At 72.5% G+C, this 18,361-nt stretch carries 19 protein-coding genes and 1 riboswitch; of the genes, 5 read left to right on the top strand and 14 right to left on the bottom strand.

Annotation, left to right across the window (positions count from 1 at the left end; translation table 11 throughout):
- Positions 1 to 119 precede the first annotated feature (119 nt).
- Genes Asi03nite_RS28370 through Asi03nite_RS28380 form a run of 3 tightly spaced genes read right to left on the bottom strand, consistent with a single transcriptional unit; the run spans position 120 to position 1,723 of the window.
- Positions 120 to 575, bottom strand: coding sequence for a PH domain-containing protein (locus Asi03nite_RS28370; RefSeq protein ID WP_203683535.1), 456 nt, complete (start codon positions 573 to 575; stop codon positions 120 to 122).
- On the bottom strand, positions 575 to 1,417 hold the full coding sequence (gene hisG / locus Asi03nite_RS28375; protein ID WP_203683536.1) for an ATP phosphoribosyltransferase: 843 nt from the start codon (positions 1,415 to 1,417) through the stop codon (positions 575 to 577). Before hisG ends, Asi03nite_RS28370 begins: the two co-directional genes overlap by 1 nt.
- A gap of 42 nt (positions 1,418 to 1,459) precedes the next feature.
- Positions 1,460 to 1,723: a phosphoribosyl-ATP diphosphatase gene (locus Asi03nite_RS28380; protein ID WP_203683537.1), complete on the bottom strand. Its 264-nt coding sequence runs from the start codon at positions 1,721 to 1,723 to the stop codon at positions 1,460 to 1,462.
- Between the two features lie 78 nt (positions 1,724 to 1,801).
- Here Asi03nite_RS28380 and Asi03nite_RS28385 point away from each other — a divergent pair, with 78 nt between their 5' ends.
- The 3 genes from Asi03nite_RS28385 to Asi03nite_RS28395 are packed head-to-tail and all read left to right on the top strand — an operon-like array spanning position 1,802 to position 4,250.
- Positions 1,802 to 2,674, top strand: coding sequence for an ABC transporter substrate-binding protein (locus tag Asi03nite_RS28385; RefSeq protein ID WP_203683538.1), 873 nt, complete (start codon positions 1,802 to 1,804; stop codon positions 2,672 to 2,674).
- On the top strand, positions 2,671 to 3,510 hold the full coding sequence (locus Asi03nite_RS28390; RefSeq protein WP_203683539.1) for an amino acid ABC transporter permease: 840 nt from the start codon (positions 2,671 to 2,673) through the stop codon (positions 3,508 to 3,510). The genes Asi03nite_RS28385 and Asi03nite_RS28390 overlap by 4 nt, the downstream gene beginning before the upstream one ends.
- Positions 3,510 to 4,250, top strand: coding sequence for an amino acid ABC transporter ATP-binding protein (locus tag Asi03nite_RS28395; protein WP_203683540.1), 741 nt, complete (start codon positions 3,510 to 3,512; stop codon positions 4,248 to 4,250). Before Asi03nite_RS28390 ends, Asi03nite_RS28395 begins: the two co-directional genes overlap by 1 nt.
- 263 nt (positions 4,251 to 4,513) lie before the next feature.
- Here Asi03nite_RS28395 and ribH read toward each other — a convergent pair whose 3' ends face one another.
- The 5 genes from ribH to Asi03nite_RS28420 all read right to left on the bottom strand — a co-directional run bounded on the left by ribH (position 4,514) and on the right by Asi03nite_RS28420 (position 9,700).
- The gene (gene ribH / locus Asi03nite_RS28400; protein ID WP_203683541.1) at positions 4,514 to 4,990 is read right to left on the bottom strand and encodes a 6,7-dimethyl-8-ribityllumazine synthase; all 477 of its coding nucleotides are present in this window, start codon (positions 4,988 to 4,990) and stop codon (positions 4,514 to 4,516) included.
- A gap of 45 nt (positions 4,991 to 5,035) precedes the next feature.
- Positions 5,036 to 6,244, bottom strand: a complete 1,209-nt coding sequence (locus tag Asi03nite_RS28405; RefSeq protein ID WP_203683542.1) for a bifunctional 3,4-dihydroxy-2-butanone-4-phosphate synthase/GTP cyclohydrolase II — start codon at positions 6,242 to 6,244, stop codon at positions 5,036 to 5,038.
- The gene (locus Asi03nite_RS28410; RefSeq protein ID WP_203683543.1) at positions 6,237 to 6,836 is read right to left on the bottom strand and encodes a riboflavin synthase; all 600 of its coding nucleotides are present in this window, start codon (positions 6,834 to 6,836) and stop codon (positions 6,237 to 6,239) included. Before Asi03nite_RS28410 ends, Asi03nite_RS28405 begins: the two co-directional genes overlap by 8 nt.
- 13 nt (positions 6,837 to 6,849) lie before the next feature.
- Positions 6,850 to 7,962, bottom strand: a complete 1,113-nt coding sequence (gene ribD / locus Asi03nite_RS28415; protein ID WP_203683544.1) for a bifunctional diaminohydroxyphosphoribosylaminopyrimidine deaminase/5-amino-6-(5-phosphoribosylamino)uracil reductase RibD — start codon at positions 7,960 to 7,962, stop codon at positions 6,850 to 6,852.
- A 323-nt stretch (positions 7,963 to 8,285) separates the two neighbouring features.
- Positions 8,286 to 8,457, bottom strand: a riboswitch (FMN riboswitch).
- A 61-nt stretch (positions 8,458 to 8,518) separates the two neighbouring features.
- Positions 8,519 to 9,700 (bottom strand): aminotransferase class V-fold PLP-dependent enzyme, encoded by a 1,182-nt coding sequence (locus Asi03nite_RS28420; RefSeq protein ID WP_203683545.1) that lies wholly within the window; start codon positions 9,698 to 9,700, stop codon positions 8,519 to 8,521.
- 76 nt (positions 9,701 to 9,776) lie between these two features.
- Here Asi03nite_RS28420 and Asi03nite_RS28425 point away from each other — a divergent pair, with 76 nt between their 5' ends.
- Positions 9,777 to 10,364 (top strand): TetR/AcrR family transcriptional regulator, encoded by a 588-nt coding sequence (locus Asi03nite_RS28425; protein ID WP_203683546.1) that lies wholly within the window; start codon positions 9,777 to 9,779, stop codon positions 10,362 to 10,364.
- Between the two features lie 5 nt (positions 10,365 to 10,369).
- Complete coding sequence (locus Asi03nite_RS28430) at positions 10,370 to 11,026, top strand: lysophospholipid acyltransferase family protein (protein WP_203683556.1); 657 nt, start codon at positions 10,370 to 10,372, stop codon at positions 11,024 to 11,026.
- A gap of 172 nt (positions 11,027 to 11,198) precedes the next feature.
- Here Asi03nite_RS28430 and Asi03nite_RS28435 read toward each other — a convergent pair whose 3' ends face one another.
- The 6 genes from Asi03nite_RS28435 to Asi03nite_RS28460 all read right to left on the bottom strand — a co-directional run bounded on the left by Asi03nite_RS28435 (position 11,199) and on the right by Asi03nite_RS28460 (position 18,013).
- Positions 11,199 to 12,200, bottom strand: coding sequence for a GGDEF domain-containing response regulator (locus tag Asi03nite_RS28435; protein WP_373872180.1), 1,002 nt, complete (start codon positions 12,198 to 12,200; stop codon positions 11,199 to 11,201).
- A complete protein-coding gene (rpe, locus tag Asi03nite_RS28440; RefSeq protein WP_203683547.1) occupies positions 12,197 to 12,877 on the bottom strand; it encodes a ribulose-phosphate 3-epimerase in 681 nt (226 codons plus the stop codon). The genes Asi03nite_RS28435 and rpe overlap by 4 nt, the downstream gene beginning before the upstream one ends.
- Before the next feature lie 143 nt (positions 12,878 to 13,020).
- Positions 13,021 to 14,490, bottom strand: a complete 1,470-nt coding sequence (locus tag Asi03nite_RS28445; protein WP_203683548.1) for an RsmB/NOP family class I SAM-dependent RNA methyltransferase — start codon at positions 14,488 to 14,490, stop codon at positions 13,021 to 13,023.
- Complete coding sequence (fmt, locus tag Asi03nite_RS28450; protein WP_203683549.1) at positions 14,487 to 15,413, bottom strand: methionyl-tRNA formyltransferase; 927 nt, start codon at positions 15,411 to 15,413, stop codon at positions 14,487 to 14,489. Before fmt ends, Asi03nite_RS28445 begins: the two co-directional genes overlap by 4 nt.
- A 4-nt stretch (positions 15,414 to 15,417) precedes the next feature.
- A complete protein-coding gene (gene def, locus Asi03nite_RS28455; protein WP_203683550.1) occupies positions 15,418 to 15,975 on the bottom strand; it encodes a peptide deformylase in 558 nt (185 codons plus the stop codon).
- Positions 15,976 to 16,024: 49 nt separating this feature from the next.
- The gene (locus tag Asi03nite_RS28460; RefSeq protein ID WP_203683551.1) at positions 16,025 to 18,013 is read right to left on the bottom strand and encodes a primosomal protein N'; all 1,989 of its coding nucleotides are present in this window, start codon (positions 18,011 to 18,013) and stop codon (positions 16,025 to 16,027) included.
- Positions 18,014 to 18,361: the final 348 nt, after the last annotated feature.

The raw sequence follows: 18,361 nt of genomic DNA on the forward strand, positions 1-18,361 counted from the left end.
CCGGCGGGCTCCTCTTTCGCGCCCAGCACGAGGCTGGACGTGGTCGACTGCCCGCCAGTCTACCAGGCCGCCGCGCCGGTCCGGGTACGCCCTCCCGGGCCCTCCGGCCGGTGCGCCGGTCAGGCCTGGGCGGCCGAGTGCAGGGCCCGCAGCGTACGCACCCCGTCCACCGCGTAGTCCTTGTCGACCGCCTGCAGCGCGTGGATCGACACCTGCTCGTCATCGAGCAGCTCCAGCGACGCCCAGGCCGCGTTGCGGTCGAAGCGCACCGCGCGCACCACGCTCCACGGCAGGTCGTAGCCGCCGACCACGTTGCGCACGTGCACGCCCTGGTCGTCGGCGGTGACCCGGGGCCGGCAGAACGCCAGGATGCCCAGCGCGATCAGCACGCCCAGGCCGATCATGGCGGCCTGGTCGCCACGCTGGAAACTGCCCGAGCCGACCTGGCCGGCGTTCTCGAAACCGGCCTGTCCGTGCAGCCCGAAGCTGAGCGCTGTGAACAGCACCACCACGCCGAGCGCCAGCGAGCCGGCGACCCAGCGGATCTTCTGCGGGCGGAAAGCTACGTCACTCATCACAACCTGCAATTCGCGATGTCCGTCACCAGGATGGCACGCGCGCCGAGCTCGTACAGCTCGTCCATCACCTTGTGCACCTGGCTGCGCTGGACCATCGCCTGCACGGCCACCCAGCCCTCGCGGTGCAGCGGGGAGACCGTCGGCGACTCGATGCCCGGGGTCAGCGCGGTGGCCTGATCGAGCAGGTCGGCGCGGACGTCGTAGGCGAGCATCACGAAACTGCGGGCCACCAGCACGCCGTGCAGCCGCCGCAGCAGCTGGGTGGCGCCGGCCGGGGGCTCGATCCGCCGTCCGATCAGGATCGCCGACGAGCGCATCAGCGGCTCGCCGAGCGTCACCAGGCCGGCCTGGCGCAGCGTCGCACCGGTTTCCACGACGTCGGCGATCAGGTCGGCGACGCCGAGCCGGACCGCGTTCTCCACAGCGCCGTCCAGGCGGACCACGTCCGCCTTCAGCTCGTGCTCGGCCAGATAACTGCCGACCACGCCGGGGTACGCGGTGGCGATCCGCTTGCCGCCGATCTGGTCCACCGAGGTCAGCGTCCCGGCCGGGGCGGCCCAGCGGAACGTGGCGCCGCCGAAGTTCAGGTCGAGCAGCTCGGTGGCCGGCACCCCGGAGTCGACCAGCAGGTCCCGGCCGGTGATGCCGAGATCCAGATCGCCCGAGCCGACGTACGTGGCGATGTCGCGTGGCCGCAGGTAGAAGAACTCGACGTTGTTGGCTTCGTCACGGCAGACCAGGTCTTTGGGGTCGGTGCGCTGACGGTAACCGGCGTCCTTCAGCATCTGCGAGGCCGGCGCGGAGAGGGTGCCCTTGTTCGGAATGGCGATGCGCAGCATGGACGTGCTCCTTCGTTCTCAACGGACGGATAGGGGCGCACGTCAGAGATGTCGGTACACGTCCTTGAGTTCGAGACCGGTGGCGATCATCAGGACTTGTGCCTGGTAGAGCAGCTGCGAGATCTCCTCGGCCGCCCGCTGGGGGCCCTCGTGCTCGGCGGCCATCCAGGACTCGGCCGCCTCCTCGACGACCTTCTTCCCGATGAAGTGGACTCCGCGTTCGAGCGCGGCGACCGTGCCCGAACCGGGGGTCTGTTCCGCCGCCTTGCGCTGCAACTCGGCGAACAGTTCTTCGAACGTCTTCACGGGAGACGATTGTTGCAGCTCATTACGGTCCGACTACGAACGGCCCCAGCCCGTGGGACGTCTCCTAAGCTGCCCGGCATGGTCAGCCGTTTCACCCCCCTCCTCGTCGGCGGCGCCACGCTCGCGCTCGCCACCGTCACGGCCTGCTCCCCGGTCGAGGACGACACCACCACGTCCGCATCCCCCTCCTCCTCCGCCGCTGACGCCTGCCCCTCCGGGGCGCTCGGCACCGTCACGTCCGGCAAGATCACGATCGGTACCGACAACCCGGCGTACCAGCCGTGGTTCTCCGACAACAAGCCGGCCAGCGGCAAGGGCTTCGAGTCCGCGGTCGCCTACGAGGTCGCCAAGCGCCTCGGCTACACCCCGGAGAACGTCGTCTGGACGTCTGTGACGTTCAACAACGCCATCGCGCCCGGCCCCAAGACGTTCGACTTCGACATCAACCAGTTCTCCATCACCGACGAGCGCAAGCAGGCGGTCGACTTCTCCTCGCCGTACTACCTGGTCCGGCAGACCGTGATCACCACGAAGAAGTCGAAGATCGCGGACGCCGGCTCGCTGGCCGACCTGGCCGGCGCGAAGCTGGGCGCCCAGGTCGGCACCACCAGCTACCAGGCGATCACCGACATCATCAAGCCGTCCGCCAAGCCGTCGGTGTTCAACACCAACGACGACGCCAAGGCCGCGCTGGAGAACGGCACCGTCGACGGCATCGTGGTGGACCTGCCCACCGCGTTCTACATGACGGCCGCGGAGCTGAAGGACGGCGTGATCCTCGGCCAGCTCGGCCAGGTCGGCGTGCCCGAGCAGTTCGGCCTGGTGCTGGACAAGGGCTCGAAGCTGACCGGCTGCGTCAGCAAGGCGGTCGACCAGCTGCGCCAGGACGGCACCCTCGCGGTCCTGGAGAAGACCTGGCTGTCCGACGCCGGAGCACCCGAGCTCAAGTGACCTACGCGCCAAGTGAGCGGCAGCAGGAGCGGATCGCCTTCCGCCGCCGGCAGGCGGTCCGCTCGGTCCTGCTCGCCGCCCTCTCCACCGTCGTCGTCGGCGTCCTGATCGTCGCCGGGGTCACCGGGTCGCCCGGCTGGCCCCGGGTCAGGCAGTCGTTCCTCAACGCGGACGTCGCCACGAAGTACCTGCCGGACATCCTCGACGGGTTCTGGCTCAACATCCAGCTGTTCCTGGTCTGCGCCCCGCTCGCGCTGCTGCTCGGCCTGCTCATGGCGGTGCTGCGCACGCTGCGCGGGCCGGTGTTCTTCCCGGTGCGCGCGCTGGCGACCGGGTACACGTACACCTTCCGCGGTCTGCCCCTGATCATCACGATCTACCTGTTCGCGTTCGGCCTGCCCGGCCTGCGCCTGCAGGGCACCCCGGACGTGCTGGTGCTCGGCGGGGCGGCCATCGTGATCACGTACGGCTCGTACCTGGCCGAGGTGTTCCGGGCCGGCATCGAGTCGGTGCATCCCAGCCAGGTCGCCGCGGCCCGGTCGCTGGGCCTGAGCTACCGCCAGTCGATGCGGCACGTGGTGCTGCCGCAGGCGGTGCGCCGGGTCGCGCCGCCGCTGCTCAACGACGTGGTGTCGATGCAGAAGGACGTCGGGCTGATCTCGCTGGCCGGGCCGATCGACGCGATCCGGTCGGCCCAGATCGGCCAGGCCGGGAGCGCCAACTTCACGCCGTACGTGGTGGCCGCGGTGCTGTTCATCCTGCTCGCCCTGCCCCTGATCGTGATCACCGACCGGGTGACGCTGCGTGCCGCCCGAGCCCAGAACGCGGGAACCTGATGCTGCTCTCCTGTACCGGCGTGCGTAAGACGTTCGGCGACCACGTGGTGCTCGACGACCTCAGCCTGGAGGTCGCGGAGCACGAGGTGGTGGCGCTGATCGGGGCCTCCGGCTCGGGCAAGTCGACGCTGCTGCGCTGCGTGAACCTGCTCACCGGGATCGAGGACGGGATCATCCGCCTGGACGGCGAGGAGATCACCAACCCGAAGATCAATCCCGATCTGGTACGGCAACGGATCGGCCTGGTGTTCCAGTCCTACAACCTGTTCCCGCACATGACCGTGCTGGACAACATCACCCTGGCCCCCACGCGCGTGCACAAGCGGGCCGCCGCCGAGGCCCGCGAGCAGGCCATGCACTGGCTGGAACGGGTGGGGCTGGCGGACAAGGCGAGGGCGTTCCCGGACGGCCTGTCCGGCGGCCAGCAGCAGCGGGTGGCGATCGTCCGCGCGCTGGTCAACAACCCGCGGCTGCTGCTGCTCGACGAGGTCACCTCGGCGCTCGACCCGGAGCTGGTCGGCGAGGTGCTCACCATGATCCGCGACCTCAAGGGCGAGGGCATGACCATGGTGCTGGCCACCCACGAGATGGGCTTCGCCAAGCAGGTCGCCGACCGGGTCGCCTTCCTGGACGCCGGGCGGGTGCTCGAACACGGACCGCCCGACCAGGTCCTCGGCGACCCCACCGAAGCCCGCACCCGTCAGTTCCTGTCCCGCATCATCGAAGCCGGCCGCCTCTGACCCCCACCACAAAGCCGGCCACCCTCAACCGGGCCAGCCCGACCGAACCACCCGCGACCCCACCACAAAGCCGGCCGTCCCCCGACCCCAGCCACCACGCATGGCGCCCGCCGACGTCGAGAGGCCCGAAAACGGCTAGCGAAGCGTGGTCGTTTTCGGGCCTCTCGACGTCGGCCCCAAAGGGCGCCATGCCGCGAGCCGAAGGCGACGCCGGTAAGCAGAGCCGGTAAGCAGAGCCGGTAAGCAGAGCCGGTAAGCACACCTCAGCTCTTCTGCACCTCACGGATGGCGAGCACGGCGTCGAGCACGGCCACCGTGCTCTGCCAGCCCTTGTCCTCGATCGAGTCCTCCAGCCCGGCCCGGTCCCGGGCCTGCCCGAGGCTGTGCACGGTGAGCACGCCGTGCGCGACCGGGGTCTGCTCGTCCAGCGCGACCCGGGTCAGGCCGGTCGTGACGGCGTCGCACACGTACTCGAAGTGCTGCGTCTCGCCCTTGATCACCACGCCCAGCGCGACCACCGCGTCGCAGCGTTTCGCCATCGCCTGGGCCACCACCGGCAGCTCCACCGATCCGGCCACCCGGGCCTCCAGGACGTCTGTGACGCCGCACGCCTCGGCGGCCGCACGGGCCCGCGCGATCATGTGGTCGACCAGGTCGTTGTGCCAGCGCGAGCCGACGATGCCGAGCCGCAGCCCGGCCGCGTCGACGGGCTGGGTGTGTGGATCACCGAAGCCGGCCATGCTATTCCCCCTCTGTCGTCATCATCACCGCAGAACCGGCCCGAGTCAGCCCAACGCCTCGAACAGGTGGCCCATCCGGTCCCGCTTGGTACGCAGGTAGTGGACGTTCTCCGGGTGCAGCCGCACCGGCAGCGCCTCCCGCCCGGTCACCCGCAGTCCGTAGCCCTCCAGGCCGGCCCGCTTCGCCGGGTTGTTGGTGAGCAGCCGCATCGAGCGCACGCCCAGGTCGTACAGGATCTGGGCGCCGGTGCCGTAGTCCCGGGCGTCGGCCGGCAGGCCCAGCTCGAGGTTCGCGTCGACCGTGTCGAAACCGCGGTCCTGCAGCTGGTACGCCTGCAGCTTGTGCAGCAGCCCGATGCCGCGGCCCTCGTGCCCGCGCATGTAGAGCACCACCCCGCGGCCGGCCGCCGCGACCCGCTCCAGCGCGGCGTCCAGTTGCGGGCCGCAGTCGCAGCGCCGGGAGCCGAACACGTCCCCGGTCAGGCACTCGGAGTGCACCCGGACCAGCACGTCCTCGCCGTCGGTCAGGTCGCCGTAGACCAGCGCCACGTGTTCGCCCTGGTCCGCCGTCGTCCGGTAGCCGACCGCCGTGAAGACGCCGTGCTCGGTCGGCATGGTGGTCTCCACCACCCGCTCGACCTGCTTGCCCTCCCGCTCGCGCAGGTAGGCCACCAGGTCGGCGATGGTGATCAGCACCAGGTCGTGCTCGGCCGCGAACTTCTCCAGGTCGGGGCGGCGCTGCATGGTGCCGTCGTCGTTGACCATCTCGCAGAGCGCGCCGGACGGGCGGCACCCGGCCAGCACCGCCAGGTCGATCGCGGCCTCGGTGTGACCGGGCCGGCGCAGCACGCCACCGGCCTTGGCCCGCAGCGGCACCACGTGCCCCGGGCGGGACAGGTCGGTGGGCTGGGTGTCGGAGGCCGCCAGCAGGCTGATCGTGCGGGCCCGGTCGGCCGCCGAGATGCCGGTGGTCACCCCGGACCGGGCGTCGACGGCCACCGCGTACGCCGTCCCCTTCTTGTCCTGGTTGGTGTGGTACATCGGAGGCAGGTCCAGGCGGTCGGCCTCGCTCTCGGTGATCGCGACGCAGATGTACCCGGACGTGTAGCGGACCATGAAGGCGACCAGCTCCGGGGTGGCGTGCTCGGCCGCGAAGATGAGGTCGCCCTCGTTCTCCCGGTCCTCGTCGTCCACCACGATCACCGGGCGGCCGGCCCGGATCTCCGCGATCGCGCGCTCGATGCTCTCAGACATTGCGGCTCCCCAGCATCTTCTCGACGTACTTGGCGATCACGTCCACCTCGAGGTTGACCGGCTCGCCGATGGCCTTGCTGCCCAGCACCGTGTGCTTGGAGGTGGCCGGGATCATCCCGACCGAGAAGGTGTCGTCGGTGACCGCCATGACGGTCAGCGACACCCCGTCCACCGTGATCGAGCCCTTCTCGACCACGTATCGCGAAAGCTCCGCGGGCAGCGAGAACGTGACGACCTCCCACTGGTCGGCCGGCTCGCGGCCGACGACCTCGGCCACCCCGTCCACGTGGCCCTGCACCAGGTGACCGCCGAGGCGGCTGCCGAGCGCGGCGGCCCGCTCCAGGTTCACGTTGCTGCCCACCGTGAGCGCGCCCAGCGAGGAGCGGCGCAGCGTCTCGCCCATCACGTCGGCGGTGAACACCCCGTCCACGTTGTCGACAACGGTGAGACAGACGCCGTTGACGGCGATCGAGTCTCCCTCGCGGGCGTCCGAGGTGACCAGCGGCCCCCGGACCGCGATGACCGCGGAGTCCTCGGCGCTCTCGGTGCGGCGGACGATCTCGCCCAGTTCCTCGACGATTCCCGTGAACATAAGCAAAGGCCTTTCATTCCTGGGGCGGCCGGACGGCTCCGGAGTCCGCCTCACCGGTGGCGGGTGGGTGGTCGGTGGGCTTCTGGCGGAGGGTGGCGGTGAAGCGCAGATCGCCGCCGAGCCGGGCGATGTCGGTGAAGTCCAGTTCCAGGGCGTCGGCGATGGTGCCGACACCCGCGTCCACCAGGGCCGACCGGCCGGCGCCGAGCAGTTTCGGCGCGACGTAACCGATCACCCGGTCCACCAGTCCGGCCGCGAGGAACGCGCCGGCCAGGGTCGGGCCACCCTCCAGCAGCACGTTGCGGACGCCCCGCCCGTAGAGACCGGTGAGCAGCGCGTGCAGGTCGACGCGGCCGTCCGGCCCGCTCCCGGCCTCGGCCGCGGTCACGATCCAGGTGGGCGCGGCGGCGTCGCGGACGCGGGCCTCCTCCGGCGTACGCCCGTGCGAGTCCACCACCACCCGGAGCGGCTGCTTGATCGCCAGCGAGCCGTCACGCAGGTCCCGCACGGTGAGCTGCGGGTCGTCGGCGATCACCGTGCCGACCCCGGCCACGATCGCGTCGACGGTGCTGCGCAGCAGGTGCACGTCGAAGCGGGACTCGGAGGAGCTGACCCACTGGCTGGTCCCGTCCGCGGCGGCCGAGCGCCCGTCCAGCGTGGCGGCGAACTTCCAGGTCACGAACGGCCGGCCGCGGCGCACGGCGGTCAGCCAGGCGATGTTGCCCCGCTCCGCCTCGGCCCGGCGCACCCCGGTCTCGACCTGGATGCCGGCCGCCCGCAGCGTCGCGGCGCCCCCGGAGGCCACCGGGTCCGGATCGTCGACGGCGATCACCACGCGGCGCAGCCCGGCCTGCATCAGCGCCTCCGAGCAGGGGCCGGTGCGACCGGTGTGGTCGCACGGTTCCAGGGTGACCACGCAGGTGCCGCCGCGGGCCCGCTCGCCGGCCTGGGCGAGCGCGACGATCTCGGCGTGCGGGCCGCCCGCGTACGCGTGGAAGCCCTCGCCGACCACCTCGCCCTGCGAGTCGAGCAGCAGGCAGCCGACCACCGGGTTCGGGCTGGTCGTACCGAGGCCCCGGCCGGCCAGCGCGATCGCGCGGCGCATCGCCTCGTCCTCGGTCACCATCCGCGTCTCGTCCTCTCACGCCGTGCGCCGCGCGAGCGGGCCGCGCGGCCGTGTCCCACGCGACTCGCGCCGCGCCTGATCGCGTGGCTGGTCGCCGCGCGGCCCTGTCAGACGCGACTCGCGCCGCGGCCGGTCGCGGCTGGTCGCCGCGCGGGCTGGTCACACGCGGCCTGTGCCGCGCCCAGTCGCGCGGCTGACGTCGCGCGGCCTGATCACGCGCGACGAGCTTGAGGGAGAAAAACGCCAGGAATCGGACACCGAGGGTACGCTTCGCGCACCCCGGTCCGGTTGCGGCCCCGCTGAGGGCACACCCGTCCGAATCCGCGCGCTGTCTCCCATCCGGACTGTCTGACCGAGCTTGCGCCCGATCAACCGTCGGCCCCGGAGTCTCACCAGGTCCACCGGGCGTCCTTCGACGTCCGGGTCGCGGGCTTACCGCTGCCTGCGCAGCAGATCACCGCCGGTTCGGAATTTCACCGAGTCCCGCCAGCGCGTGGTGGGTTACCCCCGAGTCTTGCACGCGATCGCGGATTTGCCACCCTGTGCGTCGCCGATCTCACAACAGCTTGTCGATCATGGCTCCGACCAGGGCCGCCGCGTGCTCGACCTCGTCCTCGGTGTTGTAGTAGTGCGGCGAGAAGCGGACCAGCGGCGGCGGATTCCGGTCCTCGGTGTCGAACTGCTGGTGCGCCGGCACCGTGCTGGTCACGTTCACCCCGGAGGCGGCCAGCCGGGTCACCACCTGCTCGGCGGGGACGCCACGCACGGCGGCGGTGACGATCGCGCACTGCTGCTGCCCGAGGTCGTGCACTGTCACGCCCGGGGTGTCCTCGAGCAGCCCGCGCATCCGGTCGCCGAGCTCCGCGTTCCGCTTGCCGATCTCGTCCAGACCCAGGTTGAGCGCCTGGTCGACGGCCGCGCCGAGGCCCAGCACCGCGGCGTAGTTCAGCTCCCAGGTGGCGAACCGCTGGGCCCCGGGCACCCAGCTGAAGCCCCGGGCGCCGTCCCAGTCCGCCGACTGGATCTCCACGACGTGCGGCTCCAGCCGGTCCAGGATCGCCTCGCGCACCCACAGGAAGCCGGTTCCCCGCGGCCCGCGCAGGAACTTGCGGCCGGTGGCGCAGAGGAAGTCGCAGCCGATCTCCTCGACGTCGACCGGGAACTGGCCCACCGACTGCGTGGCGTCCAGCAGGTACGGCACGCCGGCGGCGCGGGCGATCCGGCCCACCTCGGCCGCCGGGTTGACCAGCCCGCCGGCGGTGGGTACGTGGGTCAACCCGATCAGTCTCGTACGCCCGTCGATCAGCCCGGCGAGCGCCGACGTGTCGATCTGCCCGTGCCCGTCGTTCGGCACCACCACGATCTCGGCGCCCACCCGCTTCGCCGCCCGCAGGTACGCCAGGACGTTGCTGCCGTACTCGTTGCGTCCGGTCAGCACCCGGTCGCCGGACCGTAGCGGCACCGCGTGGAACGCGGCCTGCCAGGCGTGCGTCGCGTTGTCGAAGAGCGCGATCTCGCCGGCCCGCCCGCCGAGCAGTTCGGCCAGCCCGGAGTAGACCGCGGCGACCCGCCCGGCGGCCTCGTTCGCCGCCTCGTAGCCGCCGATCTCGGACTCCAGCCGCAGATGCCCGACGACCGCGTCCAGGGTCGTCTGCGACATCAGCGCCGCCCCCGCGTTGTTGAGGTGGATCCGGTGCCGGCAGCCCGGAGTGCCGGCACGAAGCGCGTCGACGTCCATACCCGCAGATTGTCAGAGCGTTCTCGCCCGCGCATCTTCCGTAGACAGTGTCTACGCGCTCTGGTAGACACTGTCTATGTCCTCTGACGACGCCTTACGGGATCGACTGGTGCGAGTCGGGGCCGCATTATTGCGCACGGAAGGCCCCGGAGTGCTCTCACTGCGTGAGATCGCCCGCCGGGCCGGCGTCTCGCACGGCGCCCCGCGCCGCTACTTCCCGACCCACCTGTCGCTGCTCTCGGCCATTGCCCGGTCCGGGTTCGCCGACCTGTCCGAGCAGGTGTGGACGGCCCTGCGGGCCGCGCCGCAGGACCCGAGAGCACAGATCAAGACCATTGCCGAGCGGTACGTACGGTTCGCCGCCACCAACCGCGGCATGTTCGAGCTGATGTTCCGGCACGACGTGCTGTCCAGCGGCGGAGAACTGGGCCTGCGCGACGTGTCCCTGCCCCTGTTCCACCTGCTCACCGACCTGGTCGCGGCCGCCCGGCCGGCGTCCCGGTTCTCCGCCCGGGTCACCGCTGCCGCCATCTGGTCGGCCCTGCACGGCACCGCTCAGCTCTGGAACTGGGGCTCCCTGACGCTGGCCACCGGCGCCACGGATCCCACCCCGTTCATCGATGCCACCCTCGCCGCCCACCTCGGTCCGGAAGGCCGCCCATGACCCGCATGCCACCCCTCTACGCCGGCGCCCACCGCACCCTCGGCGCCCTGCTGCGCACGTTCTGGCCAACCACCGTCACCGGCCTGGAGCACCTGCCGGCCGACTCCGGCGCGATCCTGTGCGCCAACCACCACGCCGTCGCCGACCAGCTGTTCCTCGGCGTCAACACGCCGCGGCACGTCGCCTTCTGGGCCAAGGCCGAGTATTTCCGCTCCCCCGGCCTGCGCGGGAAGCTGACCCGGCGGGTGGTGACCGGCATGGGCGCCATCCCGGTCGAGCGGGCCGGTGGCCGGGCGGTGCTCTCGGCGTTCGACGCCGCCGTCCCGATCCTGCGGGCCGGCGGCCTGGTCGCGGTCTTCCCGGAGGGCACCCGCTCGCCCGACGGCCGCCTGTACCGGGGTCGCACCGGAGCGATCCGGCTGGCCGCGCAGGCCGGTGTCCCGGTCGTCCCGGTCGGCATCCTGGGCACCGAGCGGATCCGCCCCGCCGGGCGCCGCCTGCCCCGGCGGCACCCGATCACGCTGGCGTTCGGGCCGGCCATCCCGGTCAGGGTGGAGTCGGCCCGGGACGCCCGCCGCCTCACCGACGAGCTGACCGCCGCGATCCGATCCCTGACCGGCCAGGAGTACGTCCCCACCTACGCCCCGGCCCGAATCCCCTGATCATCCGCGCCGGGCACCCCGCTCCCGGCCGGCGCCGAGGGGGATTCTCAGTGGGCCCGGGACATCCCTCACCCGGCCCCGGACAGGGCGGGTGGGGCGGTGAGGGTCCACCGATGAGCGGTGGCCCGGACCACGGCGGACGCACGACCTGAAGACCCTGAAGGTGATCTTCTCATTCGCTGTCGCGGCGGCGGTCGATCGCGACATACGACCCCGGCTGGGACTTCGCGACCTTCTTCATCTCGGAGGCGACCGCGATCACCATCCGCGGGTCGGCGAACTGCCGGCCGCCCGCGGTGGCCTGCGCGACCCCGATGGAGAGCGTGACCAGGGCGGCCCGCTGCTTGTTGCCGCGGCGGTCGGGGACCTCGATGTAGCCGCGCTGCGCGTCCTTCGGGTCGTAGAGCCGGTCGGCCGCGGACTCGAAGTCGGTGACCATGCTCTTGGTGAGCGGCAGCACCTGGTCGGGGTGGCAGATGAAGACGAAGTCGTCGCCGCCGATGTGGCCCAGGAAGATCGACGGCTTGCCGGTGGACGCGCTGGCCCGCTGGAGGCTGCGCGCCATGGCGCTGATGAACTCGTCACCGCGATCGAAACCGTACACGTCGTTGACGCTCTTGAACCGGTCGATGTCGATGTAGCCGACCGAGTAGTCGCCGCCGCCCCGGATCCGGTCCGCGATCTCGCGGCGCACCCGGGCGTTGCCGGGCAGGCCGGTCAGCGGGGAGACCTCCCGGAACTCCTTGTTGCGCTTCAGCGTCGTGGCGACCCGGGCGATCAGCTCGGCGGTGTCGAACGGCTTGGTGAGGTAGTCGTCGGCGCCGGTGGTCAACCCGACCACCTTGTCGATCGTCATGCTCTTCGCGGTCAGCATGATCACCGGGAGGGCCGAGGTCAGCGGGTCGGCGCGCAGCTGCTGGATCAGCTCGACCCCGTCCATCCGCGGCATCATCCAGTCGACGATCGCGAGGTCCGGCTGGTGGGTCTCCAGCATGTCGAGCGCCTCCTGCCCGTCCCGCGCCCGGATCACCTCGAAGCCGTGGACCTTGAGGTTGAACTCGACGAAGCTCGCGATGTCCTGGTCGTCGTCGACGACCAGGATGAGATCGGGTCGCTGCTCCTCGTCGTCGGGCCCGAGGTCGTCCACCGCGGGCCCCGGCTCGGCGGTACTCACATCGAGATCCCCATGCGCTCGGCTGCCAGTGCCCGAAGCTTACGCACCGCCTGGGCGGGATCGGCAGCCCCGTAGACGGCCGTGCCCGCCACGAACGCGTCGGCACCGGCCTCGGCGGCCTGCTCGATGGTGTCCGCCGCGATGCCGCCGTCCACCTCGACGCGCACGTCCAGGTGCCCCACGGAGACGCGACGCCGCACGTCACGCACCTTGTCCAGCATCTCGGGCAGGAAGCTCTGGCCGCCGAACCCGGCCTTGATCGTCATGATCAGGACGGTGTCCAGATAGGGCAACAACTCCAGATACGGCTCGACCGGGGTGTCCCGGTCGATGGCCAGACCGGCCTTGGCGCCCGCCGCGCGCAGCGTCTTGGCCAGGCCCACCGGGTCGTCGCAGGCCTCGGCGTGGAACGTCACGTTGTACGCCCCGGCCTCGGCGTAGCCCGGCGCCCAGCGCTCCGGGTGGGCGATCATCAGGTGCACGTCGAACGGGATCGAGGTGGCCTTGCGCAGGCTCTGCACGACCGGCAGGCCGATCGTCAGGTTCGGCACGAAGTGGTTGTCCATCACATCCACGTGCAGCCAGTCGGCCGCCCCCTCGATGGCGTGCACCTCGTCGGCGAGCCGCGAGAAATCAGAGGCGAGAATGCTCGGCGCGATGATCGGCGATGACGTCACCGATGCAGTGTATTGCCTCACGCCGAGCCTCTCGTCAGCCTGTGGACGGCGGAGCCGGACCCCCGGGGCCCGGCCCGCGCCGGCCGGAGAAGGCGCCCGTTGTGCGGCCTTTCTCCGGGCCCGCCCGGTGGGCGGGTCAGGCGTCAAGCCGTCCGGCGCAGCACCGCCAGGAACATCGCGTCGGTTCCGTGCCGGTGCGGCCAGAGCTGCACCGTCGGTCCGGCGCCCAGGCCCGGCATGCCCGGCGGCAGCAGCGGCCGGGCGTCGACGAAGTCGACCTCGACACCGCTGCGGCGGGCGCCCTCGCTCACCGTCACCTGGGTCTCGACCATGTGCGGCGAGCACGTCACGTAGGCCACCACGCCGCCCGGGCGGACCGCCCGCAACGCCGCGACCAGCAGTTCCCGCTGCAGCCGGGTGAGCGGCGGCAGGTCGGCCGGCTGCCGGCGCCAGCGCGACTCGGGGCGGCGGCGCAGCGAGCCCAGCCCGGTGCACGGCGCGTCCACCAGCACCCGGTCGAACGACTCCTCGGGCAGGTCCGGGTCGCGGCCCACCGAGCGCCCGTCCATCGGGAACACCGTCACCGGCATGCCCTCGGTGGCCTGCTCGACCAGGCGGGCCCGGTGCTCGGCCACCTCGACCGCGGTCACCTCGGCGCCCCGGCCCGCGGCGATCGCGCCGATCAGGCCGGTCTTACCGCCGGGACCGGCGCACAGGTCCAGCCAGCGGGTGTCCCGGCCCTCGATCGGGGTGGCCAGCAGCGCCGCCGCGACCAGCTGGGAACCCTCGTCCTGGACGTGCGCCCGGCCCTCGCGGATCGCGGCCAGCTCACGCGGCGCGCCGCCGTTCAGGTAGACCGCGTACGGCGAGAACGCCCCGGGCACGCCGTCCACCTCGTCGGCCAGTTCCACCGCGTCGGCCCGCCCCGGCCGGGCGCACAGGTGCACGGCCGGCGGCTGGTTGTCCTCGATCAGCAACCGGGCGGTCTCCTCCAGATCGCCGCCGAGGGCCTCGCTGAACGCGCGGACGACCCACTGCGGATGGTGGTGCAGAACCGCGAGGTTGCCGATCGGGTCCTCGGCGGCCGGCGGGGCGATCCGCTCCAGCCAGGCCTCCAGCGCCGTCTCGGAGATCGTGCGCATCACCGCGTTGGCGAAGCCGGCCGCGCCCGGCGCCACCGAGCGCACCAGGTCGACTGTCTGGTTCACCGCGGCATGCGGCGGCACCCGGGTGTAGAGCAGCTGGTAGGCGCCGAGCCGCAGGGCGTCCCGGGCCGGCGGGTCGATCCGGGTCACGTCCCGGCCGGCCGCCGCGGCGACGATCAGGTCGAGGGTGCCGAGCGCGCGCAGCGTCCCGTAGGTCAGTTCGGTGGCGAACGCCGCGTCCCGCCCGTGCAGGCCCATTCCGCCGAGGATCTCGGCGAGGACCAGATTCGCGTACGCGTCGTCGCGGTGCACGGCGGCGATCGCCTCGTACGCCGCCTGGCGTGCCGGGTCGGCCGGCGGCCGGCCACCCCGCGGCGCCCGGCCGCTACGCTGGTCCCGCGGATGCCCCGGCCCGGATGGCCGGCGTGGGCCCGCCCCGTGCGGCCGTGAAGCCCGATGTTCCGTCATGCGAGCTTCTCCCCTGCCTCGATACGCATGCCGCGCGCCCAGTCGGTGGCGGCCATCGGTTTCTTGCCCGCCGCGCGGACCTCGCCCAGTTGCACCGGCGTGGTGGCCGTGCCGGCCAGCACCTGGGCGCGCTCCACCCGCAGCTCGCCCGGCGAGAGGTGTGCGGCGTTGGCGATGGGCCGGACCGGCCCGAGCTTGAGCCGGTCACCGCGCAGCGTCGTCCAGGCGCCCGGCGCCGGGGTGCACGCCCGGATCCGCCGGTCCACCGCGAACGCCGGGTCGGCCCAGCGGATCCGGGCGTCCTCGGTGGTGAGCTTCGGCGCCAGGCTGACCCCGTCGTGCGGCTGCGGGTGCGCCCGGGCGGTGCCCGCCTCGATCGCGTCCAGCACCGCGACGAGCAGGCCGGCGCCCTCGTGGGCGAGCCGGCCCAGCAGGTCCCCGGCGGTGTCGTTGAACCGGATCTGGTCGGTCAGGGTGCCGTACACCGGGCCGGTGTCCAGGCCTGCCTCCAGCTCGAAGACGCTGGCCCCGGTCACCTCGTCACCGTGCAGCACGGCGTGCTGCACCGGCGCGGCGCCGCGCCACGCGGGCAGCAGCGAGAAGTGCAGGTTCACCCAGCCGTGCCGGGGGATCTCCAGCGCCGACGGCGGGACCAGCGCGCCGTAGGCGACCACCGGGACGCAGTCCGGGGCGAGATCGCGCAGCCGCTCCTGGAACGCGGGCTCGCGCGGCTTCTCCGGGGTGAGCACCTCGATGCCGCGCTCGTCGGCCCACGCGCCGGCCGGCGAGCGGACCAGGCGGCGGCCCCGGCCCGCCGGAGCGTCCGGGCGGGTCACCACGGCGAGCAGCTCGTGCCCGGACGCGGCGATCGCGTCCAGGCTGGGCAGCGCCACCTCGGGCGTGCCGGCGAAGACCAGGCGCATCAGGTCACCGACCCACGCCGAAGACGCCCCGGCCGTGCGGGCTCTCCTTGATCGTCGGAGGCTTGGCGGCGTCGTACCACTCCGCGGAGCGGATCTGCCGCATCGCCTCCTTGCGGGCCGCCACGTCCAGCCGGTCCAGGAAGAGCACCCCGTCCAGGTGGTCGGTCTCGTGCTGCACGCAGCGCGCCATCAGGCCGGTGCCGACCAGCTGGATCGGGTCGCCGTGCTCGTTGAAACCGTTCGCCACCACGTTCTGCCGGCGCTTGGTGTCGATGTAGACGCCCGGGATGGAGAGGCAGCCCTCCGGGCCGTCCTGCTCCTCGGCGTCGGGGAAGGACAGCACCGGGTTGACGATGTGCCCCACCACGTCGTCGACGTCGAAGGTGAACACGCGCAGGCCGACGCCGAGCTGCGGGGCGGCCAGGCCGGCGCCGCCCTCGTCCAGCATGGTGTCGGTGAGGTCCTTGACCAGCTTGCGCAGTTCCTTGTCGAAGTCGACGACCTTGTCGGCCTCGGTGCGCAGCACCGGGTCGCCGAAGAGACGGATGGGCTGGACGGTCACTCGGCGGAACTCCTAAATCTTGGAAACGGCTGCACAACAGTCTACGGACCTAGAAGAGGTCGGCCGGGTCCACCTGGACGCGCACCGGCACCGCGGCCTTGCGCGCGCTGCGCACCCCGGAGGCCAGGTGCAGCGCGTGCGCCAGGCCGGCCGCCCGGGACCGGGACACCCGCAGCAGCATCCGCTCCTGGTCGTCGCCGGCCGGCACCGGGCCCAGCTGCTCGGTGCCGGCCGGCAGTTCGGCGAGGGTCAGCAGCTCGGCGACGGCCGGCGCCGGACCGGTGACGCTCGCCATCCGGGCCGCTGGCGGGAAGCCGAGCTCACGGCGTTCGGCCAGCTCACGGGCGGCGAACCAGCCCGGGTCCCAGCGCAGCAGGGCCTGCACCGGGGCCAGTGAGCCGTCCGCCACCACGACCACCCGTCCGCCGTCCGCCCCCGAGCGGGCCAGCGCCGCCGCGTTCAGCCAGCGCCGCATGGTCTCCTCGGCGGCCCGCAGGTCGGCCCGGCTCAGCAGCGCCCAGGTGTCCAGCAGGAGCACCGCGCCGTATCCGCCCTCGGCCACCGGCTCGGCCCCCGGCGTCGCGACCACCATGGCCGGCCCGCCCGGAACCGTGTCCAAGATCTCGTCCCGCCCGGACGTCCGCACCGGCACACCCGGGAACGCCCGGCCCAGTTCCTCCGCCGTACGCCGGGCCCCGACCACCGAGGCGCGCAGCCGCCGCTCGCCGCAGGACGGGCAGGAATACGCCGGGAACGACACCCCGCACCAGTGGCAGACCGGCACGTCGCGGGCGCTGTGCAGGCCGAGCGGCCCGGAACACTTCGGGCATCGGGCCGGGCTGCGGCACTCGGCACAGGCCACCGACGGCAGATAGCCCCGCCGGGGCACCTGGATCAGCACCGGGCGGCCGGACTCCAGCGCCTTCTTCGCCGCCTGCCAGGCCACGCTCGGCAGGCGGGCGGTCACGGCGCCGGCATCGCGCGCCAGCTGCGGGTCGTCGCCGGTCGGTGAGACCGCCGGCTGACGCCGGCGGAGAACACCGCGCTCGGCCGCTATCTCCCTCGCCCATCCGGTTTCCAGCAGCAGTTGCGCCTCCCCGGTACGGGCGAAGCCGCCGACCAGCGCGGCACAGTCGGCCAACTGGGCACGGGTGAGCAGCACCTCGCGGGCGTGCGGATAGGGCGAACGGGGCTCGGAGTGCAGGTCGTCCCCGTCGTCCCAGATCACCACGAGGCCGAGGCGGGCCACCGGCGCCCACATCGCGGCCCGGGTGCCCACCACCACCGGCACCTGATGCCGGCTGGCCGCCAGGAACCGCCGGTAACGCTCGGCCGGCCCGAGCGCCGCGTTGAGCGCGACGTGCCGCCCGGGGCCGAGCACCTCGCCGAGCGCCTTGTCGACCCGCTCCAGATCCCGGGCGTCGGCGACGACGATCACGACGCCCCGCCCGCCCCTCGCGGTGGCCGCGGCGGCCTCCGCGATCCGGACCGGCCACGCCTCCCCGGGCAGCGCCGACCAGACCGCCCGGGCGGGGCGACCATCCTCCAGCGCCTTCAGATACGCCGGGCCGGCCGGATACGAGTCCCAGCCCCCGGCCGCCGGCTCCCGGAACCCCTGCCCGCCCGCCGACCCGATCTCCGCCCGCAACCCCGCCTGGGCCTCCACGCGGGCATGCCGGGGCGGCACGGCCAGCCGCAGGACGTCTGCCAGGCTGCCCGCATAACGATCCGCGACGGCCCGGGCCAGCCGCATGATCTCCGGATCCAGCACACGTTCCGGGGAGACCACCTTCTCCAGGTAGGCCAGCTTGCCCTGATGCTGCGACGCCTCGGCCCGGGAGAGCAGGAACCCGCTCACCAACTGTCCGGCGAACCGCACCTTGACCCGCACCCCCGGCTGCGCGGCCGCGTCATCGGCGCTGGAGACCAGATAGTCGAACGGGCGATCCAGGTGCGGCAGCTGCACATCGACGCACACTCGCGCCACCGGCAGACTCTCCGCCGGCTCGCGCTCCGCTCGCACAGCCTTGCTCGCCATCGCCGAACATTCTGCCCGCACCCACTGACACTTCTCACAAGATCAACCGCGCTCGGTCAGCCGGCACCACGAGCAGCCGGCACCGCCGGGCTGGCCCCGAGAGCCCTCTCGAGCACTCCGGGACACCCCTGACCACCGGCTGAACTCTGGCCGGCCGGTCCCAGGGGCGCCTCAACGCCCCCGAGAGACCTCCAGCCGACAGCCACGACCGGCCGGCTGCCTGGTCCGCGGAGGTGGGCTCGCCGGTCCCGCGCGGACCGGGCGGGAAAACGGAAGCGGCGCCTCCGCTGCAGCTGGAGGCGCCGGTTCCGACGGCAGGATCAGGACGCGGCGTTCTTCAGGTCCTGA

The organism is Actinoplanes siamensis, assembly GCF_016862395.1.
Lineage (GTDB): Bacteria > Actinomycetota > Actinomycetes > Mycobacteriales > Micromonosporaceae > Actinoplanes > Actinoplanes siamensis.